The organism is Streptomyces hygroscopicus, from assembly GCF_026168105.1.
Classification (GTDB): domain Bacteria; phylum Actinomycetota; class Actinomycetes; order Streptomycetales; family Streptomycetaceae; genus Streptomyces; species Streptomyces hygroscopicus_D.
The window spans coordinates 205,082-228,186 of record NZ_LBMW01000005.1 but is presented as its reverse complement, the minus strand read 5'-3'; the positions used below and the strand labels follow the sequence as shown (position 1 = coordinate 228,186).

The window sequence follows — 23,105 nt, the reverse complement described above, 5'->3', positions numbered from 1 at the left end:
TGACCCGGAAAGCGCACCCTGCAGGGAGGTTCAGGGCCGATGACGGAGCATCGGCCCATCGCTCACCACAGCTTGGTGAAGTTGATGGCCAGGTTCTCGCTCCGCTGGTCGATGGCCGTGAACGCGGAGCGGTTCACCTGAGCGGTGTTGCTCTGGTTCGAGGCGTGCGAGCCGACCGCCTGCTGTTGCGTGGTGGACGAGTTGCCGCTGTTGTCGTGCCCGACCCCGCTGTGGCCGATGCCGGCGGCCGCCGCGTTCGATCCGTCGTCCGCGAACGCTCCGTCGTCCGCCGAGGCGACGCCCGTGAAGAGGGCGGCCGCCAGGGGCAGGGCCGCTACGGCGGCCAGGACGCGAGCGGTACGGATGCTTGCCATGTGTTTCCTCCAGACCCGGTACGCACCCGCCTCGCGGCCGGGGCGTACGTGAAGTGGGGCTTGCACCAAGGCAGTTGGCCGACCGCCTCGGACAGTGCACGACGTCGCGACTTCAGAGTTGCCCACCGAACCCCGGCGAATCACCCTGGAAGCCGTGATTCGCCCTCAAGCGTGAGGATGCGTCGATAAACCCCTTTAACTACGCTTCCTCACCTGGAAGCGGAGCGTTGAGCGCCCGTCCCCCGTCGAGCCCGCCGACCGCTGCCCCCGATCGTCCCCCGTCGAGCCCTCAGTTCAGCCGAGCCCATCAAAAGCCCCTTCCCATCTTCGAACAAATGTACGAGCATAGAGTCATGGCCACCACCGACCGGCAGGCCACAACCCTGACCCTGGCCCATGCCCTGTCCGCCGCGGAGCGGGGACTGGCGGTGATCCCGCTGTCCAAGACGAAGCTGCCGGCCCTGCGCTCCCCGCACCACGACCACCCCGATCCGACGGCGCCCGCCTGCCACGGCGAATGCGGCCGTTTCGGACACGGTGTGTACGACGCCTCCACCGACCCCCGCCGCATTCGCGAACTGTTCGCCGCCGCGCCCCGGGCCACCGGCTACGGCATCGCCTGCGGACTGCACCCCCACCATCTGATCGGCATCGACCTCGACACCAAGTCCGGAACCGACTCCTCCGCCGCCCTGCGCGAACTCGCGCTGCGCCACCTCTTCACCATCCCCGCGACGGTGGTCGTGCTGACTCCGAGCGGCGGCCGCCATCTGTGGCTGAGCGGCCCGCCGCACGTCGTCGTGCCGAACTCGGCGAGCCGCCTGGCTCCCGGCATCGACGTCCGGGGTGCCGGCGGCTATCTGGTCGGCCCCGGTTCGCGCACCGAACACGGCGTGTACAGCACGGCGCCGGGCACCGCCCAACTGGCGCCCGCGCCCTGCCCACCCGCCCTGCTGCGTCTGCTCGCACCTCCGCAGCGCACACGCCACCCCACACCCTCCTCGACGGGCCGACACGGCCAGGGCCTGGTCCAGTTCGTCCTGGCCGCACACGAGGGCCAGCGCAACACCCGCCTCTTCTGGGCCGCCTGCCGGGCGTACGAGAACGGCATCGGCCCCGACCTGGCCGCCGCCCTGGTCGACGCGGCGGTCCGCACCGGCCTCACGGAACGCGAGGCCCGCTCGACGATCGCGTCGGCGGCCCGGATGACGGGGCAAGGGCCGCGATGACGGGACAGGGACGGCCCGGATGACAGCGCAGAGGCCCGGATGACGGGACCGACGGTGGCCTGGGAGGCGGCATATTCGAAGTCGGCGGCGCCCTGGCGCGCGGCGGAGGACGGGTGCTACTTCAGGCCGATTGCCGCGCAGTCCGCCTCGAACTTCGGGGTGCAGATGTCCTTTACGGAGTAGACGCCGTCCGCGATCACCGTGTCCTTGATGTTGTCCCTCGTGAGGACAACCACCGGGACGAGCATCGCGGGGATCTTCTTCTTCGTCGGGCTGTCGACCGTGTCCCGGGTCAGCGCGTCGAACAGGATGTCACGGCCCTGGACCTTGTCCACCGCCATCCTCGCGGCGTTGGTGGCCTCGTCCAGGAACGACTTGTACACGGTCATGGACTGCTCGCCCGAGACGATCCGCTGCACCGCGTCCAGATTCGCGTCCTGCCCGGTCACCGGCGGGATCTTGGTGGCGCCCGCCTCCTTCAGCGCGTCGATGACGGCGCCCGCCATGCCGTCGTTGGCCGAGTAGACGGCGGCGATGTTGTTGAGGCCGATGGCCTGGATCGCCTTCCTCATATTCGCCTTGGCGACCGCCGGCGACCATTTGTCGGTGTCGTACTCCTTGGCGATCTGGACCCTGTTCTGGAGTTCGCCGAGGGCGCCCTCCTTGAACTTCGCCGTGTTCGGGTCCGCGGGGTCGCCGTTCATCATGACGATCTTGCTGCTCGACGCATTCGAGCCGAGCGCCTCGATGATGGAGCGGCCCTGCACCTCGCCGACAAGCTCGTTGTCGTGGGAGACGTACGCGTCGATCGGACCCTGCGCGAGCCGGTCGTACGCGATGACCGGTATGCCCGCGTCCTTGGCCTTCTGCACATCCGGCGCGATGGCCGTTGCATCCACCGCGTCCACCAGAATGATGTCGACCTTCCTGTCCACCATCTGCCGGAACTGCCGACTCTGCGTGGCCGGGCTCGCCTCGGCGTTGGCGTAGACGACCTTCCCCTTGCCTTGCGTGAGGGAGGCGACCTCCTGCTTGATGATGGGGTGGTCGAACTTCTCGAAGCGCGCCGTGTCCTTGTCGGGCAGGAGCAGCCCGACTGTGATGTCGTCGCCCTTCTTCGGGGATGCGGAGCTGCCGCTTCCGCCGACGTTGTCGATGACGCCGCACGCGGCGAGCGCAAGAGCCGACGTGGAGGCGGCCAGGGCTACCGCGATATGACGCACGGGGGTCCTGTAGGTGGTGGGAGCGCTCACGTCAGGTGCCTTCCGAATGAGGGAACATCATGGCAACCCATGCGACAGAAGCAAACGCGGAATCAGCAGGGAACGTCAAGATGTAAGGACAACAGGATGGTTAAGACATGTCGTTCACATCGCCGTCGATGACAGCGGCTACCGCTGCTTTCGGCGCGACCAGGTCCGGACAACGCAGCTGATCCGTGCCCTGCGGCAGTTGGACGTTCCGATCGACGAAGTGCGTTGCCTGCTCACGCGCCACGAGGACGGTGAGAACCTGGCTTCGGCCCTGCATGCGCACCTGAAGGTCGCGGAGCGCCGACCGGAGATCCAACGCTCGGTGCTCCACAGCCTGTTGGCCCCTCTCACCGAGGGAGCAGGGGTGAACCACATTCTCGGCGACAGGTGCGCAGCCGGGGGACTTGCCCGAGGGTGTGTACGTGCTGGAGGCCGCCTACGCCGGCACGATGATGGAAGGCGAGACGGCAGCGCTCCCAGAGATCCACACCGCATACGATGCCGTCGCGGGCCGGATCACCGAGCTGTCCGCCTGCCGTACAGCAGTGAGTACAGCAACCCAGAAGCCGACAACGTCCGGCAGCGGCTCCCGTGGCCCTGGCGCGACCTACATGAGCTTCGCTGAGCGATCTCCTCAGAGCTACGGATCAGAAGCTACCCGTGTCCCATCCGCGCCCGATGGCGCGGCAGACCACGGAGCACCACGGTGACGAGCGGGCACCCAACAGCACAACGGCCCCTGACAGTCTTGCCTGGTCAGGGGCCGTCACTCGTGCGGTGGGTGTGGGATTTGAACCCACGGTGGCTTGCGCCACGACGGTTTTCAAGACCGTTCCCTTAGGCCGCTCGGGCAACCCACCTTCGCCCCGTCCCACCTGGGGCGGAGCGGGTACAGCGTACCGGTCTCGGGCCTCGTGCGGAGGCTGTGGTCCACACAGGGTCCACTACCGCTCAGCTCTGGCTCACGGTGTCAGTAGCGACCGACCAGCACCGTGTTGGAAACCTGCCGAGTACCGTTAGGCAACGAGGGGCGGGATCCATCGCGATTGAGGTTCTTGCTCATCTGATCATAGGCCGACCCGTCCATGAGGACGACGTACATTCTCCTCACCGAGCCGTGCGCCGCCTTCGACAAGTTGACCTCATAGGTGTACTTACCGGGCTGCCCCAGGTCATCCCGCTGGTAGTAGTTGGGGTGCGGGTCGGGAGTCCCGACATCGTCGAGTTGCACGATCCAGAGCAGGTGCCATCCCGGCTGAAGTCGGCACGCGACGTTCGCCGTGAGAGTCCCTGTCGAAGCGACGGACAGCTGTCGGGGTTCGATGGTCACTTCGTCGCCGGACCCCTCACCACATATCGCCGTGCTCGCCGTAGGCGTCGCAGCAGCGGACGCGCCACCAAGAGGCGAAGCGGTCGAACCAGCGCTGCCGACGCCATGGCTTTCGCCACCAAAGGCACCGGACCACAGACCAATGATCGCAGCAATGATCGCTGCTGCCGCTGCGATGTACGCCCCCTTGACAGTGACGTGCAGGCCACCCCACCAACTGCTGACCCCGCTCACGGCGCGCCCCCCAGCTCCTCGCCGATGTCCGGCCACCGGTGGGTGGAACTCGTCACGCACCAGCCTCACCGGACGCCAACTACGCAAAGGAGGATAACCACCCTTTGTAATGGGGCACTCACAATTCGGATACAGATCTATCCGCATCCGTCGGCGGGGGCAGCATGGCGTCGCAGCATCCTGAAAGGCAGCATGAGCACAGCCATGAGCACACCAATGGCCTGATCACCGCATGTGAATCGATTGCTTGCTTGAGCTGGGTACTCCTCTCCCCCAACCCCGCCAGCTTCACATCCGCCCCCCGGTTCCCGCGTCCCCAGTTGCGGCCCCGAGAAGCTGTGTCACAACCTCTTTTCGCAGGTCACGGTGACCTGAAGAGCGGTAGTGATCCCGTTTGCCGTTCGGTTGGGCGTCGATGGACGTACGCGCCTCAACCGCCCGGCGTCACCAGCCCCGTTTCGTACGCGACGACGACGGCCTGCGCCCTGCTGTTCAGGTCGAGCTTGGTCATGGTGCGGTTCAGGTGCGTCTTGACGGCCGCTTCGCTGATGTAGAGGCCGTCGGCGATCTCCAGGTTGGACAGCCCCCGCGCGGTCAGTTTCAAAACCTCCACCTCGCGCGTGGTCAACGCGGCCAGGCCCGGGGGCGGTTCGGCCCCGTCCCCGGCTCCAGTCGAATCTGCGCAGGTAGCACGACCAGACGAAGTCGGCGTCGGCCGGGATGGCGCCGGTGGCGGAGGACCACAGCCAGACCGGCGGTGCGTCAAGGTCGCCGGGGCAAGTGCTCGACCTTGAGCTTGACTCCGTCAACGCCCAGCGGGTACGCGGACGCGTCGTTCTCCCTCGTCGTCTCCCAACCCGGCGGCGGCATCGTCGCCTTGCTGGCAGAGGGCTGATCAGGCGGCCTGCGCCAGGTAATTCGGGTTCACGTCGCGTCGGTCGGCGGGCAACCCACCCCGCGTCCACCGTGATCGGCGGCGCGGGGCAAGAGCAACGGGTTGGCAGGCGCGCGCGTGGGTCACCATGGATCACGCTGCCCGGCGCGGCCCCTCGGGCTCAGTTGTCGCCGACGCGAGCGCCCAGGGTGAGGTCGACGGTGTGGGAACTGCCGTCCCGCTGGTAGGTGACCGTGACCTTGTCACCCGGCTTATGGGTCCAGATCTCGCCGATCAGGGTCGGGCCGCTGTCGATCACCGTGTCGTCGAGCTTCGTGATCACGTCACCCGGCTTCAGACCCGCCTGGTCCGCGGGACCGCCCGACTCCACCGCGGCGGAGCCGCCCGCGCCCTGGTCGGTGATCTTCGCGCCGCTGGTGCTCTCCTCCAGCGAGACGGAGGCACCGATCTTCGCGTAGACGGGCTTACCCGTTTTGATCAGCTGCTGGGCGACGTACTTCGCCTGGTTGATCGGGATCGCGAAGCCCAGACCGATCGAACCGGACTGGCCGCTGCTGCCCAGACCGCTGCTGCCCGTGGACTGGATCGCCGAGTTGATCCCGATGACGGCGCCCTGTCCGTCCAGGAGGGGGCCGCCGGAGTTGCCCGGGTTGATCGAGGCGTCCGTCTGCAGGGCGTTCATGTACGACGCCTTGTTGCTGGAGCTGCCGTCGCTGGAGGCCACCGGGCGGTTCTTGGCGCTGATGATGCCTGCGGTCACCGTGTTCGACAGGCCGAAGGGCGCGCCGATCGCAATCGTCTCGTCGCCGACCACGACCTTGTCCGAGTCGCCGAGGGCGAGCGGCTTGAGGTCGGACGGGGCGTTCTTGAGCTTGATGACGGCGACGTCATAGCCCTGCGCGTGCCCGATGATCTCCGCGTCGTACTTCTTGCCGTCGGGGAAGGTCGCCGTGAGCTTGCCGCCGTTGACGGCGTCCGCGACCACGTGGTTGTTGGTGATGATGTGGCCCTGGGTGTCGAAGACGAAGCCCGTGCCGGTACCGCCCTGGCCGTTGGAGCTCTCGGACTCGATGGTGACGGTGCTCGGCAGCGCCCTGGCGGCCACGTTCGCGATCGAGCCGGTGGCGCGCTTGACGTCGCCTCCGGTGGTGGCGGCGGAGACGGTGGTCGAACCGCTGGAGTCGTCGCTCTTGGCCAGCTGGTAGCCCAGGCCTCCGCCGATGCCGCCCGCGACCAGCGCGGCCACCAGGACCGCGGCCACCAGTCCGCCGCGGCCGTTCCTCGGCTTGGGCGCCTGCGCCTGGTAGGAGGCGCCCCAGACGTCGCCCGCTCCGCCGCCGCCCGCGTACCCCGGGGTGGCCGGAGGAGGCGGCGGCCAGCCCGCCTCGGACGCCGAGGGAGCGGCCCCGTGCCCCGGCGGCACGGGCGGGAGCTGGGCGGTCGACGGCTCCGGCTGCGGAGCGCCCGGCGCGTTCCCCGCCGGCGGAGCGCTGCCCGCGTCGGGACCAGGCGTCCCCGCGGACGCACCAGGCGTCCCCGCGGGCGACGCGTGTCCTTCGGGGGTCACGCCCGACGCGGAAGCGGGAGCGTCCACCGGCACGGGAGGTGCAGACGGGGCCGGGGGTACCGCAGTGCCCTCGTTCTCGGTGCTCACAGCTCTTCTCCTCGTTCCACGGCTGTTCTTCTTGGGTCGCACTCGGCCACACTCATTCGCCCTGCGCGGCGTCGGGCGCGCTTCAGCTGTGCATGTCCTTTTGTACGCCGTCAAGCTTTTCCCACGGGACGTCAGGGCACCATAAGCGGTGGCTGTGGGTCCCTGACCTACCTTTATATCTGACCTTTCCGAACAAAAATCTGCATTCCCGACACCTCGCCGATGCTCCGGCGTCGCCTTCCGACCCCACACTTTCCCTCTGACGGTGGCACCATGACGCGGTGACCCATGCACGACAGCACCCGATCCAGGTGGTCGCCCACCGGGGAGCCTCCGAAGAGGCCCCGGAGCACACCCTGGCCGCGTACAAGAAGGCGATCGAGGACGGTGCCGACGCCCTCGAGTGCGACGTCAGGCTGACCGCGGACGGACACCTCGTGTGTGTCCACGACCGGCGAGTCAACCGTACGTCCAACGGCCGCGGCGCGGTCTCCGCCCTGGAGCTCGCCGACCTGGCCGCCCTGGACTTCGGCTCCTGGAAGAGCCGCGACGAGGAGCCCGACTGGGAGCACCGGCCGCAGGACCCCGAGGACACCTCCGTCCTCACGCTGGAGCGTCTGCTCGAATTCGTCGCCGACGCCGGACGCCCCATCGACCTGGCCATCGAGACGAAACATCCGACTCGCTGGGCCGGGCAGGTCGAGGAACGGCTACTGATCCTGCTGAAGCGATTCGGCTTGGACGCCCCGGAGTCCCCGAGCGAGTCGTCGGTACGGATCATGAGCTTCTCGGCGCGCTCGCTGCACCGAGTGCGGTCCGCGTCCCCGCACCTGCCGACGGTCTACCTGCTGCAGTTCCTCTCACCTCGTCTGCGCGACGGACGACTGCCCGCGGGTGTCCGGATCGCGGGCCCTTCGATGCGGATCGTGCGCAGCCACCCGGCGTACATCCAGCGGCTGAAGCGGGCCGGTCACCAGGTGCACGTATGGACGGTGGACGAGCCCGAGGACGTCGATCTCTGCGTGGAGCTGGGTGTCGACGCCATCATCACCAACCGCCCGCGCGCGGTGCTGCGCCGGCTCGACCGCTGAGCTGCGCACGCCCTCCCCTGCGCATTCCTCCTCAAAGCGGCTGGGATCCCGCCGGATGATTACGGAGAGTGCTCCGGCGCGTTCAGAAAGTGTTCGCCCAGGACGAGTGCGTCGGTGGACGGACAGGGGTCGGTTTCCGGTCCAGTCCTATGGGGCATCCACACCGTGGCGTGGGGCGAAGGAGGTCTCGGGGGTGGCGTTGGTGGTGGCACAGGAGGTGCCCACGTCGTCGAGCATGGCCGTACCCCATGGTCCTGCGGGCGTGGGGGAGGCACGACACCGGATGCGCGATCAACTGCGTACGGGCGGCGTGTCGGAAACGGTCATCGACGATGCCGTATTGATCCTTTCGGAACTACTCAGTAATGCGTGTCGCCATGGCAGACCACTCGGCGGCAGCCTGACCGGGGACGGGGACGTGCGCGCCGCGTGGCGTGTGGACACCTCCGGTCGGCTCACGGTCGAGGTGACGGACGGCGGGGGCCCCACTCGTCCCGTTCCCTCGACACCCTCGGTCACCGCCCGCGGCGGCCGCGGGCTGAACATCATCACGGCACTGGCCAAGGACTGGGGCGTCCGGGACGACGTCCACGGCGAGGTCACGGTCTGGGTCGTCGTCCAGGACGACGCCGTCTCGGCGCACCGTCGCGACGACTTCGCTACGCGCGTCACAGCGCCCTCCGTGGCGCAGCTGCCCGATCTGGACTTCGCGGACGCGTTCGACAACCTCGACTGAGACGGCCCGTGCCACGGTACGGAGCGAGACGGACCCCGAGTGAAGCGGGTCCCTGCCACGGTCCCGAGTGAGACGGTCCCGCCCGAGTGAGACGGTCCCGACCCAGACAGCTCGGACCGAGACGGCTCGGACCGAGACGGCTCGGACCGAGACGGCTCCTACGGAAACGGCTCAGACGGAAACGGCTCGGATCATGGTCTCCGCCCCGGCGCCCAGGCGGTCCGCCCCGAGAGCGCCGGAATCGGCCGGGAGAGCCCGAACCAGCCGGGAGAGCCCGGGCCGGGAGCCCGGACCGACCGGGACGGCCAGGACCGTCCCCGACACGCTCGTAGGACGCCGCGACGCCCTCGGACAGATGTTGCCGACCTGGAGCGAAGCCCGTTCCGGCGACGACTCGGTGCGTTGTCCACAGGATCCCTTCGGGCGTCGTACAAACGGCTAGGCTCGCGCCAGTACGAAACGAGCCGTAACCGGGAGACACCCACGATGGCCAAGAAGCGAACCCAGACCAAGGCCAAGCGCCCGCAGCTCACCGAGGGTGCCCGCGCCGTAGGCGCTGATGGGAGCATTCCGGTCGTCGGCGCGCGGGAGCCCTGCCCCTGCGGCAGCGGCCGCCGCTACAAGGCGTGTCACGGTCGTGAGGCCGCGCACGCGGTTACCGAGCTGGTGCAGCGACCGTTCGAGGGGCTTCCCGGCGAGTGCGACTGGGTGGCGCTGCGCGAGCTGGTGCCGGCGGCGACCGTCGAGCTGAAGCTCAGGGGCGGCCTCCCCGCAGACGTCCCCGCGGTCACGTTGGCCACGGTCCTGCCGATGGCGTGGCCCGCGCTGCGCCGCGACGACGGCTCGGTCCTGCTCGGCCTGCAGAACGACACGGCGTCGGGCGACATCAGCCGCGACCTCGCGGACACCCTCCAGCGCGCCCTCACCGCCGAACCGGGCACCCCCGTCCAGGGCCGCCGCGCGCCGTCCGACAGCCCGCGGCTCCAGGATCTGCTCGACCCGGAAGGCACCTTCGAGCCAGTCGTGCACAGCGGCTTCGAGTTCTGGGTCCCGGACGCGGAGCATGCGACGCCGGAGGTGGCCGCCTCCCTGGAGCGGGCCAACGCGGCCGCCATCCCCACCGTCAAGCTCCAGAGCGTGGACGCCGCATACTGGTGCGAGACCCCGGACAAGAACCATCTGCGATGGGTCATGCCGCACCCCGAGGAGCAGCTTCTGGACGCTCTCGCGCGGCTGCACGCGGCCGGGCGGTCGAGCCTCGGCGAAGGCACGCGCCTGGTCGGCTCCTTCCGCGCGCACGGGCTCACCGTGCCGGTCTGGGACCTGCCGAGCGGGATGAGCGCGGACGATGTCGAGAAGCCGGCGGCCGAGTTCGCAGAGCGTCTCGCGGCTGCCCTGGCGTCGGACGCACCGCTCACGGCGGAGGAGCGCCGGGCACGCGGCGGGCTGACCAACCGACAGGTGACGCTCAGCTGAGGCACAGCCCTTCGGCTGACCGACCGGTCAGCTGGTGCAGGAGTCTCGTCGCGGGTGACTCCTGTCACAAGTCGTCGTTGTGACGGGTAAATCCGTGTCCGAATAGCCGAGATCGAATTTGCGAACCGCCGATCTCTTGTTACGGTTCCAGTAGCCCGGTTGCTGGTGCATCCCCCGTCGCCAGCAACCGGGTCTTTCCATGTCCGCAGGCGCTCCGTCACCGTGGTGTCCTCAACTGCCCTGCTGGACCGTAGAGTTACTGTCCATCCGGCTCGACGGAGTCACTTCCCGAGCGCAGCAGCAGCGGCCCGCTCCCGTCGCCCCCGGCGAACTCCGCGACGGCCGAGTACGCCCCCGTGTCACCCACCACGTGCTGCCGTGGCGTCTCACAGGTCTCCGGATCGTCCGCGGCGCTCACCGCACAGTGCATTTCGACGCTGCGCCCACCGGGCCCCATGAAGCTCAGGACGGAACTCAGCGTCGCACCGGTGGCGTTGCGGTAGTACGTGCGCGCCCAGGTCTCCCGCCCCTGCGTCACGACGCAGGTCTGCGCCTCGATGCCGTCGAGGGAGGAGAGTTGGGGACCACAGCGGACGGCGGTGGCGAGACCGGTGCCCAGCATCGGTGAGCCGGAGGAGACCGGCCTCTTCGCGTCATCGTGCGCGGGTGCGCGGGTCGCGGCGCGGCCCGCGTCGCCGAGCGGCCCCGCGGCCTCGTCCCCGACCGGCACGGCGGACCTGTCGCCCACCGGTCCGGCGGACGCGACGGCGATCGGCAGTGCGGCCACGACCGTCACCACGCCCATGAGCGCGAGCAATCGCACCCTGCGGGGGTCGGGCCGGCCACGGCCCGGCGCGTCGCTCTCGTGCCCCAGATTCCCGCGTCCCCCAGGACGAATCAGCATGAGGCCGAAGATATCCGCCGATCACGGGCGCCCTGTCCGCCGCGCGCCCGACACCCCTACAACTCGGGGGCGCTCACACCCGTACGAGTGAGGGCTTCCACGACGGCGTCCACGACCGCCTCCACATCGGGCACCCAGGGCGAGGCGGAGCCGGGCAGCGGCGCGCGCTCCCAGCGGATCTCGCCGTGGCCGGTCCCGGACGGGGGCAGCGCCAGATAGCCGCCCTCGCCGTGAAAGCGCAGCGACCCGGGGACGAAGTCCTTGGCGTAGAGCAGCTCGCCCAACTGCTCCATGGAGTACGGCGCCACGAGGATCGCCCAGCGGTGCGGTGCCGCCACCACCGGGCCGAGGCGCATGCCCTGACGGTCAAGTGCGGCGAGAGCCCGCGAGGCCGCGAGGGCAGGCAGGCTCACCGCACACGGCGCCCTGCCCCCGGTGGCCATCACGATCGGTGCGGACGGCCGGTTGGACCACCACCAGCGCACCATGCGCTCGTCGGTGGTCGCCGCGAACAGCCCGGGATCGAAGGGGTGCGCGCCGGGCACCGTGCACTCCGGGTCAGGGCATCCGCAGCGGGCGAGCCCCCGCGGGTCCGGGGCCACACCCGGGAGAACGGGCCACTGCCATTCCGTCGCGAAGGTCAGGGCCGCGCTGATCATGTCAGGCCTCCCGTCATTCCGCCTGGACAGGAGCCTGCGTCGCCTTCCGAGGATCTCGCGCATGAGCGCTCGTTCCTTTCCGTTGCACGCCTGGCAACACCGAGGACCACATCACACCATGTGTCGATCACTTCACTGTGCGTACCTGCTGGCGCATCACACCCCTGTCCTGGACAGGGGGAACCCCTATGGGCCGAGCGTTGGCTGCGTCCGCGTCCATACTGCGCCCATCACAAGCATGGGCATGGCGTGGGGTGGCGGCGCCTGGCGATTTGCCGTCCCGCTCTTACTCGCCGCCTCCACCACGGGAGGATGGGGCTCGGTCATCGGTGGTTAAGACGCCCGGGTCCTGCGCCAGGTTCCGGGTGGTCCCCAGCCACCCCTGGCCTTCACCGAGTACGTACCCATCACGACCGCTGTGACGCTCCGTCGAACAAGGCCAGTCGACCGCAATACGGCGATACCCGAGGCAGTTTTAAGCCAACTTTGCTGGCGCGTAAGAGAGTAGGAATGCCCCACGGACACCAGGAATCCCAAGAGGACAATGCTGGACATCCCCTCTCGAGTGCGTGTACATGTGGAGACACTGCTAGCGGCGCAGATTGACATGGGGGTTTGCGATGCTATCGAGCAATACGCGCCGGTCCGAGAGCCGGACGCCATGAACGCCCCTCACCCTCCGAAAGTGGCTGGAATCGATTCAACGGTTCCATCGCCCGCACACACTGTCGCGCCGACGCCTGCCGCCACGGACGTCCCCTCGGCCACCTCGCCGTCCGTCGTCGGCCCGGGAGCCCTCCTCCAGGACCGCCTCGCCGGCTGGGTCTCGGACCTCACGACTCTTCACGAACTCACCGAGCGCCTGGCGCGTACGGACTCACTCGCCGAAACGCTCGAGGAAGTGCTGCGTGCCGGAGCCGCCCTCGTGGGTGCCCGGCGCGGTCTCGTCGTCCTGGAGCCGCACGACGGACTCGGCCCCGACACCACGATCGGCCTCGGCCTGGCCCGTGCCGACCTCGGGCACATCGAGACCGTGCCGCGCAGCTCCATGTCGTACGGCAGGATCCTGGACGGGCTGCCGGGCGGTGAGCGCGAGATCGCCGAACCCGACCTGCTCGCCGAGGACGGCCTCGACCCCCGCCACCGCGAGGTGGCCGCCCGTCTCGGCTACGCCGCCAGCTACGCGCTCCCCCTGTCCACGGAGACGGCCGACCGCCTGGGTGCCGCCGTATGGCTCTACGACGAACCGGCCGAACCGGTCGAGCGCCAGCGCTACCTCGCCGGTCTGTACACCCGCTACGCCGCCGAGCACGTGGCGCGGATGGTCGAGATCGAGCGCACGCGCGCGTGCATGGCGACGATCTCCGAGGAACTGCTCCCCGCCCGGCTGCCCAGGGTCCCCGGCGTCCAGCTCGCCGCGCGGCGCCGCACCGGTCCACGCGGGGGCGGCGACTGGTACGACGCGTTGCCGCTGCCCGACGCCGCGCTCGGTCTCGCGGTCGGCTCCGTCACCGGGTCGGGGCCCAGCGCGGTCGCCGCAATGGGCCGTCTGCGGGCTTCGCTGCGCGCCTACGCCGTGATGGAAGGGGAGGATCCCGTGGCGGTCCTCTCCGACCTGGAGCTGCTCCTGAGGCTCACCGAACCGGCTCGCTCGGCCACCGCCCTGTTCGCCTACTGCGAGCCCCAGCTGCGCAAGCTCACCCTCGCCGGGGCCGGGCACAGCCCGCCGCTGCTGATCGGACGGCGGCGCACGGAGTTCGTGGAGACATCGCTGTCGGCACCCCTGGGGATGCTGGCCTGCTGGGAGGCGCCGAGCGTCGAACTGACCGCGGAACCCGGCGAAACCGTCCTGCTCTACACCGACGGACTGCTGCAGCGCACCGGCGACCCCCTGGACCGTGCCTTCGCCCGGCTGCACGCGGCGGCCGCGAGCGTACCGAGGCCGGTGCGCGCCGACCCGGGAGCGGTCGCCGACCACATCCTGCGGACGGTGCTGCCGGAGGGGCTGGACCAGATGGAGAGCACGGAGGACGTGGTGCTGCTGGCGGCGCGGTTCGAGTGAGTCCGGAGCCCCGCGTGTGAGTGCCCGGTAACAGGCCTTCCGGCCCTGGGCCCCCTTCCGTACGACCGTACGATGGGGGAGGCCCAGTGCCGTATCCAAGGAGGATGACCGTGGCGGACGAGCTCACTCCGGAGACCCCGGAAGAGACCGAAGAGCCGATCAAGCAGCGCAAGAACGGCCTGTACCCGGGCGTGTCCGACGAGCTGGCCGAGAACATGAAGGCCGGCTGGGCCGACACCGAGCTGCGCGACCTGAAGCCGATCGCCCAAGCCGCCGAGACCGCCGCCCGCCGCGCCGCGCTCTCCGCGCGCTTCCCTGGCGAGCGTCTGGTGATCCCCGCGGGCAACCTGAAGACCCGCTCGAACGACACCGAGTACCCCTTCCGCGCCTCCGTCGAGTACGCGTACCTCACCGGCAACCAGACCGAGGACGGCGTCCTGGTCCTCGAACCGGCCGGGGACGGCCACAGGGCGACGATCTATCTGCTGCCCCGCTCCAACCGGGAGAACGGCGAGTTCTGGCTCTCCGGCCAGGGCGAGCTGTGGGTCGGCCGCCGCCACTCGCTGGCCGAGGCTGAGCAACTGCACGGCATCCCTGCCTCGGACGTGCGCGAGCTGCCCCAGAAGCTGAAGGAGGCCACCGGCCCGGTCCGGCTGGTCCGCGGCCACGACGCCGGCATCGAGGCGTCGCTGCACGACAAGGTGACCGCCGAGCGCGACGAGGAGCTGCGGGTCTTCCTCTCCGAGATGCGGCTGGTCAAGGACGCCTTCGAGATCGGCGAGCTGCAGAAGGCCGTCGACTCGACCGTGCGCGGCTTCGAGGACGTGGTGAGGGTCCTCGACAAGGCGGAGGCCACCTCCGAGCGCTACATCGAGGGCACGTTCTTCCTCCGCGCGCGCGTGGAGGGCAACGACGTCGGCTACGGCTCCATCTGCGCGTCGGGCCCGCACGCCTGCACGCTGCACTGGGTGCGCAACGACGGACCGGTCCGCTCCGGCGACCTGCTTCTGCTGGACGCGGGGGTGGAGACCCACACGTACTACACGGCGGACGTCACGCGCACGCTGCCGGTCAACGGCACCTACAGCGAGATCCAGATGAAGATCTACGACGCCGTGTACGAGGCCCAGGAGGCAGGTATCGCGGCTGTGAAGCCGGGCGCCAAGTACCGCGACTTCCACGACGCCGCACAGCGCGTCCTGGCCGAGAAGCTCGTCGACTGGGGCCTGGTCGAGGGCCCGGTGGAGCGTGTCCTGGAGCTGGGCCTGCAGCGTCGCTGGACCCTGCACGGCACGGGCCACATGCTCGGCATGGACGTCCACGACTGCGCGGCCGCGCGGACGGAGACGTATGTGGAGGGCACGCTGGAGCCGGGCATGGTGCTCACGGTGGAGCCGGGCCTGTACTTCCAGGCGGACGACCTGACCGTCCCGGAGGAGTACCGAGGCATCGGCGTGCGCATCGAGGACGACATCCTGGTGACGGACGACGGCAACCGGAACCTCTCGGCGGGCCTTCCGCGGCGCTCCGACGAGGTCGAGACGTGGATGGCGTCCCTGAAGGGCTGATGTGGCGTCCGTGAAGGGCTGATACGGAAGTGAACGGCCGGGTACCGATGCAGGGTGCCCGGCCATTCGTGTGACATACGGGGGGTTTCGTTGGTTTCCGGTCCCGGCTCCGCGGACGACTTCTGGTCCTGTGTCGGTGTCGACCTGCACCTCGAGCCGGACGCCGCCGACGGGCGACGGGCCGGCCTGGAGCGGGCGTTGCGGGACGCCGTACGGGACGGGCGGCTCACACCCGGTACGCGACTTCCGGCGACGCGGCGGCTCGCGGCCGACCTCGGCGTCTCCCGCGGCACGACGAAGGCCGTCTACGACCAGCTGGTGGCCGAGGGGTACCTCACGGCGCGCCAGGGCTCGGGCACCCGGGTCGCCCGGCTCCCCTCACAGGTGCCCGCGGCGCCCCACGGGTCTCCACGCGCGCGTGCCCCGCGTTTCGACCTGCGGCCCGGCAGCCCGGACGTCGGCGCCTTCCCTGCGGCGGCCTGGCTGCGGGCGCTGCGCCGCGCGATAGCGACGGCACCCTCACGCGCGTACGACTACGGAGATCCGCGCGGCCGGATCGAACTGCGCAGGGCGCTCTCCGGGTATCTGGGGCGGGCGCGGGGGGTGATCGCGCCGCCCGAGCAGATCGTGATCACATCGGGGTATGTGCAGGGGCTGGCTCTCCTCACCCGCGTGCTGGGCGGCGCGGCGGTCGCCATGGAGGACCCGGGGCTGCCGTTCCACCGGGACGTGGTGCGGTACAACGGCGGGAGCGTGGTGCCACTGCGCGTGGACGAACGAGGCGCCTGCGCCGGGGATTTGGGGGATGCGGCGGCCGTCGTGGTCACGCCGGCTCATCAGTACCCCACCGGGGTCACGCTGCACCCGGAGCGGCGGCGGGCGCTGACGGACTGGGCACGCGCGCGGGGCGGGCTGGTCGTCGAGGACGACTACGACGGGGAGTTCCGCTACGACCGGCAACCCGTCGGCGCGCTCCAGGGCATGGCGCCGGGACACGTCGTGTACCTCGGCACCGCCTCCAAGACGCTCGGGCCCGCGCTGCGGCTGGGCTGGATGGTCCTGCCGCCGCACCTGGTGGACGCGGTGGCCGACGCCAAGCTGCACAGCGACCACCACACCGAGTCCCTCGGGCAGTTGGCCCTCGCGGATTTCGTCGACAGTCATGCGTACGACCGGCACATCCGCGCGTGCCGGCTGCGCTACCGGCGCCGGCGCGACCAGCTCCTGGACCGTCTGGGGGCGCGCTGGAGCGTCCGGGGGATCGCGGCAGGGCTGCACGCGCTGGTCGACGTCCCGGACGAGGAGGCGGCAGTGGCGCGTGCCGAGGCGGAGGGGCTCGCGGTGGGACGGCTCGGCGACCACTGGCACACGGCGGGCGAGGACCGGCCGCAGGGGCTGGTGGTGGGGTACGGGACACCCCGGGAGAGGACGTATCCGGAGGCGCTCGAGGTGCTGGGGCGGATACTGGAGGGGGATCAGGCGCTCTAGGTACTGGGGCGGATGCGGGGGTTGAGGCGCCCGAATCCTCCGCCCGCGGAAGGGAGTCCGCGAACAGCGGCCACTCGAGCGGCTCCCCCGCGAGCGGCACCCCGCTCCCCCTGGGCTCCGGCCGCGGCCATAAGGCACCCGGCACTAGACGGCCATCAGGGGTGTGTCCGCCTTCCACTTGAGGATCTTGTCGAAGCTCACCACTGCCCCGCCCTTGTCCGGCTTGTTGCCGATGTGGACGTGGTCGGCGAGTTCCTGGATGAGGCACAGGCCCCGGCCGTGCTCGGCGTCGGCGCGGGCCGGTCGCGTCAGGTTCCGAGGTCTGCCGGAGGGGAAGCCCGGGCCCGAGTCGGCGACTTCGATGCGGCACTTCTCACCGTCGAGGTAGGCCGTGACCCGGTACGCCTCGGACATACCGCCGTGTGCTGCGTCGCCCCCGTGCTCGACCGCGTTGGCACAGGCCTCGCTCAGGGCGACGGAGAGGTCGTAGGAGATGTCCGGGTCGACGCCCGCGGTCTCCATCGTGCCCAGCAGGAGCCGTCGGGCGAGCGGCACGCTCGCAGCTTCACGCCGCAGATGGAGTGACCACCAGATGCTCATGCTCCAGCCTCCTGGCCGCGGCTCGACATACCGTTACGTATTGCCACGAGTACCCGTTCGCAATCGCCCGAGCGACGAGATCCCGCCCGTACGGCGGATGCGCCGGAGCGCGGTTCGGTGTATGCGGGCGCAGCCATCACCGGAATGCGATCGTCCAGTTCGCGACCTTTCTGCACTTTTTGTCGTGTTGTCACTTTTGTCGCGATTAACGCGATCACCGCGATCACCGCGATCACTGTGAATACCGCGATCACCATGATTGCCACACGAACACCACCTTGCGGACCTGCCGTACGGCGCCGACGGACCCAGTGGGATGATGAGGCCGCCATGAGTGCCCCCGACCAGCGCACGACACGCGCCGGATGCGATCTCCGGATTCTGCGGGCCGCGGTGTTCGCCGCGGTCTGCGTCGTGCTGGCCGCGGCAGGGCACGGCATCGCCTCCTGCGCCCCTGTTCCGCTGTGGACGCTGGGCGCCGGTTTCCTCGGCGTGTTCTCTGTGGCCGCCGTACTCGCCGGGCGGGAGCGCTCGCTGCCGGGCATCGCCGCGGTCCTCGCGGTGGGTCAGGTGCTGCTGCACTCGCTGTACGGGCTCGGGCAGCACTCCGGTGCCCCGGCGATGACGTCGAAGGCGATGTCCACGGCCGACGCCACGCTCGTGGCCCGGGCCGCGCACATCCTGTGCGGCACCACCGCCGCGGCGATCTCCCCCGCTCAGGCCCAGAAGATCCTCGTCGACGCGCGGCTCACCACGGTCGCGGACACGGCCGCCATGCATCATCCGGCGGACGCCCTGCCGATGACGGCCGGCTCCTGGTGGCCGATGCTGCCGTCCGTGCCCATGCTGCTCGGCCACGTCCTCGCGGCGGTGGCCGCCGGGTGGGTGCTGCGCCGGGGGGACATGGCGCTGCTGCGGCTCATGCGGCTGTCGGCGCAGGGAGTCTCGGAGGGGGCGCTCGTACGATCCCTGCGGTCGTCGTGCGCTCTTGTGTGCGCCCTGCTGGCCGGGCTCCCCGGGGCACCCGCGGCGGGGCTCCGCGTTCCGCGCACCGCGTTCCACGTCCCGTCGAAGCCGCGGACGACCGCACTGCAGCACACGGTGATCCGGCGCGGACCGCCGTCCTGCGCTCCTCTCGTCCTCGCTGCCTGACGCGACGCGCCGCTCCCCTCGTCCTTGCGAAGGAACCGCCGTCGCGCGGCACGCGCGCGTGCCCGTGCTGCGCCCCGAGATGGCCGATGCCGCGCACGCGTACCTCTCTTCGTCAACGGACTCTCACTCGGAGTGGAGTGCTTCCTTCCATGAAGGCCATCAAGGGTTCCCTGAAGGCTTCCCGCGTCGCCGTCGTCGGTGCCGCCGCCGCATCGGCCGTCCTCGTTCTGTCCGCGCCCGCGTTCGCGCACGTCACCGTGCAGCCGGAGGGCACGGCCGCCAAGGGCGGCTACGCGACGGTCGACTTCAAGGTTCCGAACGAGCGCGACAACGCCTCGACCACCAAGCTGGAGGTCAGTTTCCCGGCCGACCACCCGCTCGCCTCGGTGATGCCGCAGCCGGTCGACGGCTGGACCGTGCAGGTCACCAAGGCCAAGCTCGCCAAGCCGCTCACGCTGCACGGACGGAAGATCGACGAGGCCGTCACCAAGGTCACCTGGAACGCCACCGGCAAGGGCATCGAAGCGGGCTACTTCCAGAAGTTCCCGCTCTCGGTCGGCCCGCTGCCCGAGGACACCGACCATCTCGTCTTCAAGGCCCTGCAGACGTACTCCGACAACGAGGTCGTCCGCTGGATCGAGCCGCAGCAGGCGGGCCGGGCGGAGCCCGAGAACCCGGCCCCGGCGCTCGAGCTGACCGCCGCCTCCCCGTCCGGCCACCACGGCTCCACGGCCGAGGACGCCTCCGCCACGACCGCCAAGGACACCGCGGCCACGGCCTCCACCGGCGGCAGCGACACCCTCGCCCGTGTGCTCGGCATCGTGGGCATCCTCGTCGGCGCCGCGGGCGTGGCGTACGGCGTCCTGGCCGGCCGTCGGCGTACCACCAACGCCTGAGGCACGACTCGTCTCCGGACGCGGGCCGGGGTCGTACGACATCGCCGTGACGCATCGCGTACGACCCCGGCGCTCGCCGGAGCCCTCACATCTGGGACATCTCTCCATGCACAAGAAGAAGACGCTCGCCGCTGCCGCCCTTCTCGCCGCCGCCGCGTTCACCCTGTCCGCCTGCGGGTCCGGCAACAGCGGCGACAAGCCGGTCGCCGAGGTCTCCGCCGAGTCCGGCTCGGGCAAGGCCGCGACCGTGCTCGACCAGCCGTTTGAGAAGCCGGACCTGGTCCTCACCGACACCCACGGCAAGAAGTACGACCTCCGTGCCGAGACCAAGGGCAAGCCGACGCTGATCTACTTCGGCTACACCCACTGCCCCGACGTCTGCCCGCTGACGATGAACAACCTCGCCGTCGCGAAGAAGGAGTTGCAGAAGAACAAGCAGCTGACCCAGGCGCAGAAGGACTCGCTGCGGATCGTGTTCGTCACCACCGACCCGGAGCGCGACAACCCCTCCGCGCTCGGCACCTGGCTCAAGGGCATCGATCCCGATGTCGTGGGTCTCACCGGTGACTTCTCCACCATCCAGGCCGGTGCCCGCACCCTCGGCATCAGCATCGAGGCACCGCAGAAGCAGAAGGACGGCAAGGTCGTCTCCACCCACGGCACCCAGGTCATCGCGTTCTCGCCGAAGACCGACGGGGGCTATCTGGTCTACGGCCAGAACGCCACCGTCGACGACTACACCAAGGACCTCCCCAAGATCATCAAGGGGGAGAACCCGTGAACCGATGCCTCGGTGGGACCGCCGTCGTGATGGCCGCGGGGCTCGCGCTCGCGGGCTGCGGCGGCTCGGCCGGCTCGTCCTCGGCCGGCTCGTCCTCGGCCAAGCCCGCGCTGAGGATCACCAGCGCCTACATGCCCGCGCCCGTCACCAGCGACATGGCGGCCGGCTTCTTCACCGTCACCAACTCCGGCGGCGCCGACACCCTCACCTCCGTCACCAGCGCTCTCGCCGGCGACGTCACGCTGCACTCCACCAAGGGCGGCGCGATGGAGGAGGAGAAGTCGTTCGCCGTGCCCGCGGACGGCACCCTCGACTTCGCGAGCGGCGGCAACCACCTCATGTTCGAAAAGCTCACCCACAAGCCGAAACAGGGCGAGAAGGTGGCCGTGCAGCTGCACTTTGCCAAGTCCGGAACGGTCACTGTCGAGATACCGGTGAAGTCGGCGACGTACAACCCGACGACCGGTCACTGAGGGAGGGATCACCGTGACACAGGCCATCGCTCCCGGCGGGCACATCGCGGGGAACGTCCGCACGGCGCCCCGGCGCGCGTTCCGCGTCCTGGCGGTGCGCGGGCTGCTGGCGCTGCTGCTCGCCGTCGCGGGCGCGCTGTTCGGCGGGGCCGCTCCCGCGTCCGCGCACGCCGCGCTGACCGGCAGCGACCCCGCGCAGGGAACGGTGGTCGACAAGGCGCCCACCGAGGTCTCGCTCACCTTCTCCGAGCAGGTCACCCTCTCCGACGGCTCGCTGCGCGTCCTGGACCCCAGGGCGCAGCGGGTCGACACCGGCAAGGCTTCCCACCTGGACGGGACGACCTACGGGGTGAACGTGCGCCCGGGGCTGCCCGACGGCACCTACACCGTCACCTACCAGGTGGTGTCCGCGGACAGCCACCCCGTCTCCGGCGCCTTCACCTTCTCCATCGGCGCCCCGTCCTCGACCACGGTCTCGCCCTCCGGCCCGACGGCAGGCGGCGGGGTGGTCGGGGACCTCTACGGGTTCGCGCGGTACGTCTCCTACGCCGGGTTCATCGTCCTGGTCGGCGGCGCGGCCTTCGTGCTGGCCTGCTGGCAGCGGGGCGCCGGGGTGCGGCCGATGCAGCGGCTCGTGGTCTCCGGCTGGGTAGCGCTCACCGCGGCGACGCTCGCGCTGCTGCTCCTGCGCGGCTCGTACGCCGGCTCGGGGAAGGTCGCCGACATCTTCGACCTGTCCCTCGTCGGACAGGTGCTGCAGACCAAGACCGGGGCGGCACTGGTCTCCCGGCTGCTGCTGCTCGCGGCGGGTGCGCTGTTCATCGCGGTGCTCTTCGGGGCGTATGTGAAGCGGGACGCCGACGACACCACCGACACCGACACCACCGACGGCGCTCACGATGCCGGCAGTGGGTCCGTTGGCGGCGATGCCTCCGTCGAGGAGACCGACGACCGGGCCGCCGAGAAGCAGGACCTCACCTTCGGGCTCGCCGTCGGCGGGACCGTCGTCGCCGCGGGGCTCGCGGCGACCTGGGCGATGGCCGAGCACGCCTCGACCGGAATCCAGCCGGGTATCGCGATGCCGGTCGACGTGCTGCACCTGCTGGCGGTCGGCGTCTGGCTGGGCGGGCTCGCTGCGCTGCTCGTGGCCCTGTACCGGGTGCCGTCGATCGACGCCGAGGCCGTACGGCGCTTCTCCCGCGTCGCGTTCGGAAGTGTCCTGACGCTGGCCGCGACGGGGGTCTACCAGTCGTGGCGCCAGGTCGGCTCGTGGTCGGCGCTGACCGGGACGACCTACGGGCAGCTGCTGCTCGTGAAGGTCGGACTGGTCGCGCTCGTCGTCGGCATCGCCTGGATCTCACGTCGCTGGACCGCGCAACTGGCGGACGCCCCGGCCACGGCGGTGGCGACGCGGCGTAGGGCGCAGGACGGGGAGAAGAAGGAGAAGAAGCGGGCGATGGTGGCGGCGAAGGCGTCGGCCGGAAGCGGCGTGTCCGCAAAGGCCGGTGGCTCGGAGAAGGGTCCCGCGACGGCCTCCGGCACGGGCAAGGGATCCAGGGCTTCGGGCAACGGTACGGACGCGGGCCCGGGGGCGTCCCGTAAGCGTGGTGGCTCGGGAGCCTCCGGTAAGGGAGCCGCAGGCAAGGGCGGCGGCTCCGGGAGCCGGGCTTCGGCCGCCCCCGGGCGCGCCGCCCAGTTGGCGCGGCAGCAGGCTGCCATGGCCACGGCGCGGACCAAGCGGGACCGGGACGCCGACCCCGTCCGTGCCGGTCTGCGCCGATCCGTGCTCGCCGAGACGGCCGTCGCGGTCGTGTTGCTCGCCGTCACCACCGCACTGACGACCACCGAGCCGGGACGGACGGAGGAGGCCGCCAAGACCGGCATCGCCTCCGCATCACAGCGCTCCGGACCCCTGTCACTGAAGATCCCCTTCGACACGGGCGGCCAGGACGGCAAGGGCACCGTGCAGGTCACCATCGACCCCGCCCGCGTCGGCGGCAACCAGATGCACGTCTATGTGGTGCGCCCCAATGGCAAGGCCTTTGACGTCCCCGAGGTGAAGGTCGAGTTCACGCTCGCCGCGAAGGGCATCGGCCCGCTGCCCGTCGCGCCCGACCGCATCGCCACCGGGCACTGGTCGGCAGGCGGCGTACAGATCCCCATGGCGGGCGACTGGCAGATCGCGGTGACCGTGCGGACGTCCGACATCGACCAGGTGACCGTGAACAAGAACGCGAAGATCGGCTGAAC

20 protein-coding genes, 1 tRNA gene and 1 pseudogene are annotated in these 23,105 nt (G+C 70.2%); 12 read left to right on the top strand and 10 right to left on the bottom strand.

Features of this window, described 5'->3' with window-relative positions; genetic code table 11:
* Positions 1-62 precede the first annotated feature (62 nt).
* A complete protein-coding gene (locus AAW14_RS08105; RefSeq protein WP_265561392.1) occupies positions 63-374 on the bottom strand; it encodes a hypothetical protein in 312 nt (103 codons plus the stop codon).
* A 353-nt stretch (positions 375-727) separates the two neighbouring features.
* Between AAW14_RS08105 and AAW14_RS08100 the strand changes: the two genes are divergently transcribed.
* Positions 728-1,603 (top strand): bifunctional DNA primase/polymerase, encoded by an 876-nt coding sequence (locus AAW14_RS08100; RefSeq protein WP_265561390.1) that lies wholly within the window; start codon positions 728-730, stop codon positions 1,601-1,603.
* Between the two features lie 116 nt (positions 1,604-1,719).
* Here the strand turns inward: AAW14_RS08100 and AAW14_RS08095 are convergent, their stop codons facing one another.
* From AAW14_RS08095 to AAW14_RS08075, 5 genes and pseudogenes are all read right to left on the bottom strand, one after another.
* The gene (locus AAW14_RS08095) at positions 1,720-2,826 is read right to left on the bottom strand and encodes a sugar ABC transporter substrate-binding protein (protein WP_416223272.1); all 1,107 of its coding nucleotides are present in this window, start codon (positions 2,824-2,826) and stop codon (positions 1,720-1,722) included.
* Between the two features lie 805 nt (positions 2,827-3,631).
* Positions 3,632-3,716 (bottom strand) — tRNA-Ser (locus AAW14_RS08090).
* 110 nt (positions 3,717-3,826) lie between these two features.
* A complete protein-coding gene (locus AAW14_RS08085; protein WP_265561386.1) occupies positions 3,827-4,420 on the bottom strand; it encodes a hypothetical protein in 594 nt (197 codons plus the stop codon).
* 430 nt (positions 4,421-4,850) lie between these two features.
* Positions 4,851-5,072: pseudogene (locus tag AAW14_RS08080) on the bottom strand (response regulator transcription factor); the annotation flags it as partial.
* A 403-nt stretch (positions 5,073-5,475) separates the two neighbouring features.
* Entirely contained in the window at positions 5,476-6,969 is a 1,494-nt protein-coding gene (locus AAW14_RS08075) for a S1C family serine protease (RefSeq protein ID WP_265561384.1), read from the bottom strand.
* 281 nt (positions 6,970-7,250) lie between these two features.
* On the opposite strand from AAW14_RS08075, the gene AAW14_RS08070 reads away from it, so the two are divergent.
* The 3 genes from AAW14_RS08070 to AAW14_RS08060 all read left to right on the top strand — a co-directional run bounded on the left by AAW14_RS08070 (position 7,251) and on the right by AAW14_RS08060 (position 10,272).
* Positions 7,251-8,060 (top strand): glycerophosphodiester phosphodiesterase, encoded by an 810-nt coding sequence (locus tag AAW14_RS08070; protein ID WP_265561382.1) that lies wholly within the window; start codon positions 7,251-7,253, stop codon positions 8,058-8,060.
* A gap of 235 nt (positions 8,061-8,295) precedes the next feature.
* Complete coding sequence (locus AAW14_RS08065) at positions 8,296-8,796, top strand: ATP-binding protein (protein WP_265561491.1); 501 nt, start codon at positions 8,296-8,298, stop codon at positions 8,794-8,796.
* A gap of 486 nt (positions 8,797-9,282) precedes the next feature.
* Entirely contained in the window at positions 9,283-10,272 is a 990-nt protein-coding gene (locus AAW14_RS08060; protein ID WP_265561380.1) for a DUF5926 family protein, read from the top strand.
* Positions 10,273-10,528: 256 nt separating this feature from the next.
* Here the strand turns inward: AAW14_RS08060 and AAW14_RS08055 are convergent, their stop codons facing one another.
* Both AAW14_RS08055 and AAW14_RS08050 read right to left on the bottom strand, forming a co-directional pair.
* Entirely contained in the window at positions 10,529-11,176 is a 648-nt protein-coding gene (locus AAW14_RS08055) for a hypothetical protein (protein WP_265561379.1), read from the bottom strand.
* A gap of 56 nt (positions 11,177-11,232) precedes the next feature.
* Positions 11,233-11,898, bottom strand: coding sequence for a bifunctional DNA primase/polymerase (locus tag AAW14_RS08050; RefSeq protein ID WP_265561376.1), 666 nt, complete (start codon positions 11,896-11,898; stop codon positions 11,233-11,235).
* 481 nt (positions 11,899-12,379) lie between these two features.
* On the opposite strand from AAW14_RS08050, the gene AAW14_RS08045 reads away from it, so the two are divergent.
* From AAW14_RS08045 to AAW14_RS08035, 3 genes are all read left to right on the top strand, one after another.
* The gene (locus AAW14_RS08045) at positions 12,380-13,897 is read left to right on the top strand and encodes a PP2C family protein-serine/threonine phosphatase (RefSeq protein WP_265561375.1); all 1,518 of its coding nucleotides are present in this window, start codon (positions 12,380-12,382) and stop codon (positions 13,895-13,897) included.
* 110 nt (positions 13,898-14,007) lie between these two features.
* The gene (locus tag AAW14_RS08040) at positions 14,008-15,465 is read left to right on the top strand and encodes an aminopeptidase P family protein (protein ID WP_265561373.1); all 1,458 of its coding nucleotides are present in this window, start codon (positions 14,008-14,010) and stop codon (positions 15,463-15,465) included.
* A gap of 90 nt (positions 15,466-15,555) precedes the next feature.
* Positions 15,556-16,953, top strand: a complete 1,398-nt coding sequence (locus tag AAW14_RS08035) for a PLP-dependent aminotransferase family protein (RefSeq protein ID WP_265561372.1) — start codon at positions 15,556-15,558, stop codon at positions 16,951-16,953.
* Positions 16,954-17,097: 144 nt separating this feature from the next.
* Here the strand turns inward: AAW14_RS08035 and AAW14_RS08030 are convergent, their stop codons facing one another.
* The gene (locus AAW14_RS08030; protein WP_265561370.1) at positions 17,098-17,553 is read right to left on the bottom strand and encodes an ATP-binding protein; all 456 of its coding nucleotides are present in this window, start codon (positions 17,551-17,553) and stop codon (positions 17,098-17,100) included.
* Positions 17,550-17,819, bottom strand: a complete 270-nt coding sequence (locus tag AAW14_RS08025; protein ID WP_265561368.1) for a hypothetical protein — start codon at positions 17,817-17,819, stop codon at positions 17,550-17,552. Before AAW14_RS08025 ends, AAW14_RS08030 begins: the two co-directional genes overlap by 4 nt.
* Before the next feature lie 64 nt (positions 17,820-17,883).
* On the opposite strand from AAW14_RS08025, the gene AAW14_RS08020 reads away from it, so the two are divergent.
* The 5 genes from AAW14_RS08020 (at position 17,884) to AAW14_RS08000 (ending at position 23,103) form a co-directional block, all read left to right on the top strand.
* Positions 17,884-18,705 (top strand): hypothetical protein, encoded by an 822-nt coding sequence (locus tag AAW14_RS08020; protein WP_265561366.1) that lies wholly within the window; start codon positions 17,884-17,886, stop codon positions 18,703-18,705.
* 149 nt (positions 18,706-18,854) lie between these two features.
* Complete coding sequence (locus AAW14_RS08015) at positions 18,855-19,601, top strand: YcnI family protein (protein WP_265561364.1); 747 nt, start codon at positions 18,855-18,857, stop codon at positions 19,599-19,601.
* A gap of 106 nt (positions 19,602-19,707) precedes the next feature.
* On the top strand, positions 19,708-20,382 hold the full coding sequence (locus AAW14_RS08010) for an SCO family protein (RefSeq protein ID WP_265561362.1): 675 nt from the start codon (positions 19,708-19,710) through the stop codon (positions 20,380-20,382).
* Between the two features lie 29 nt (positions 20,383-20,411).
* On the top strand, positions 20,412-20,855 hold the full coding sequence (locus tag AAW14_RS08005) for a copper chaperone PCu(A)C (protein WP_265561489.1): 444 nt from the start codon (positions 20,412-20,414) through the stop codon (positions 20,853-20,855).
* A 94-nt stretch (positions 20,856-20,949) separates the two neighbouring features.
* The gene (locus tag AAW14_RS08000) at positions 20,950-23,103 is read left to right on the top strand and encodes a copper resistance CopC/CopD family protein (RefSeq protein WP_265561487.1); all 2,154 of its coding nucleotides are present in this window, start codon (positions 20,950-20,952) and stop codon (positions 23,101-23,103) included.
* Positions 23,104-23,105: the final 2 nt, after the last annotated feature.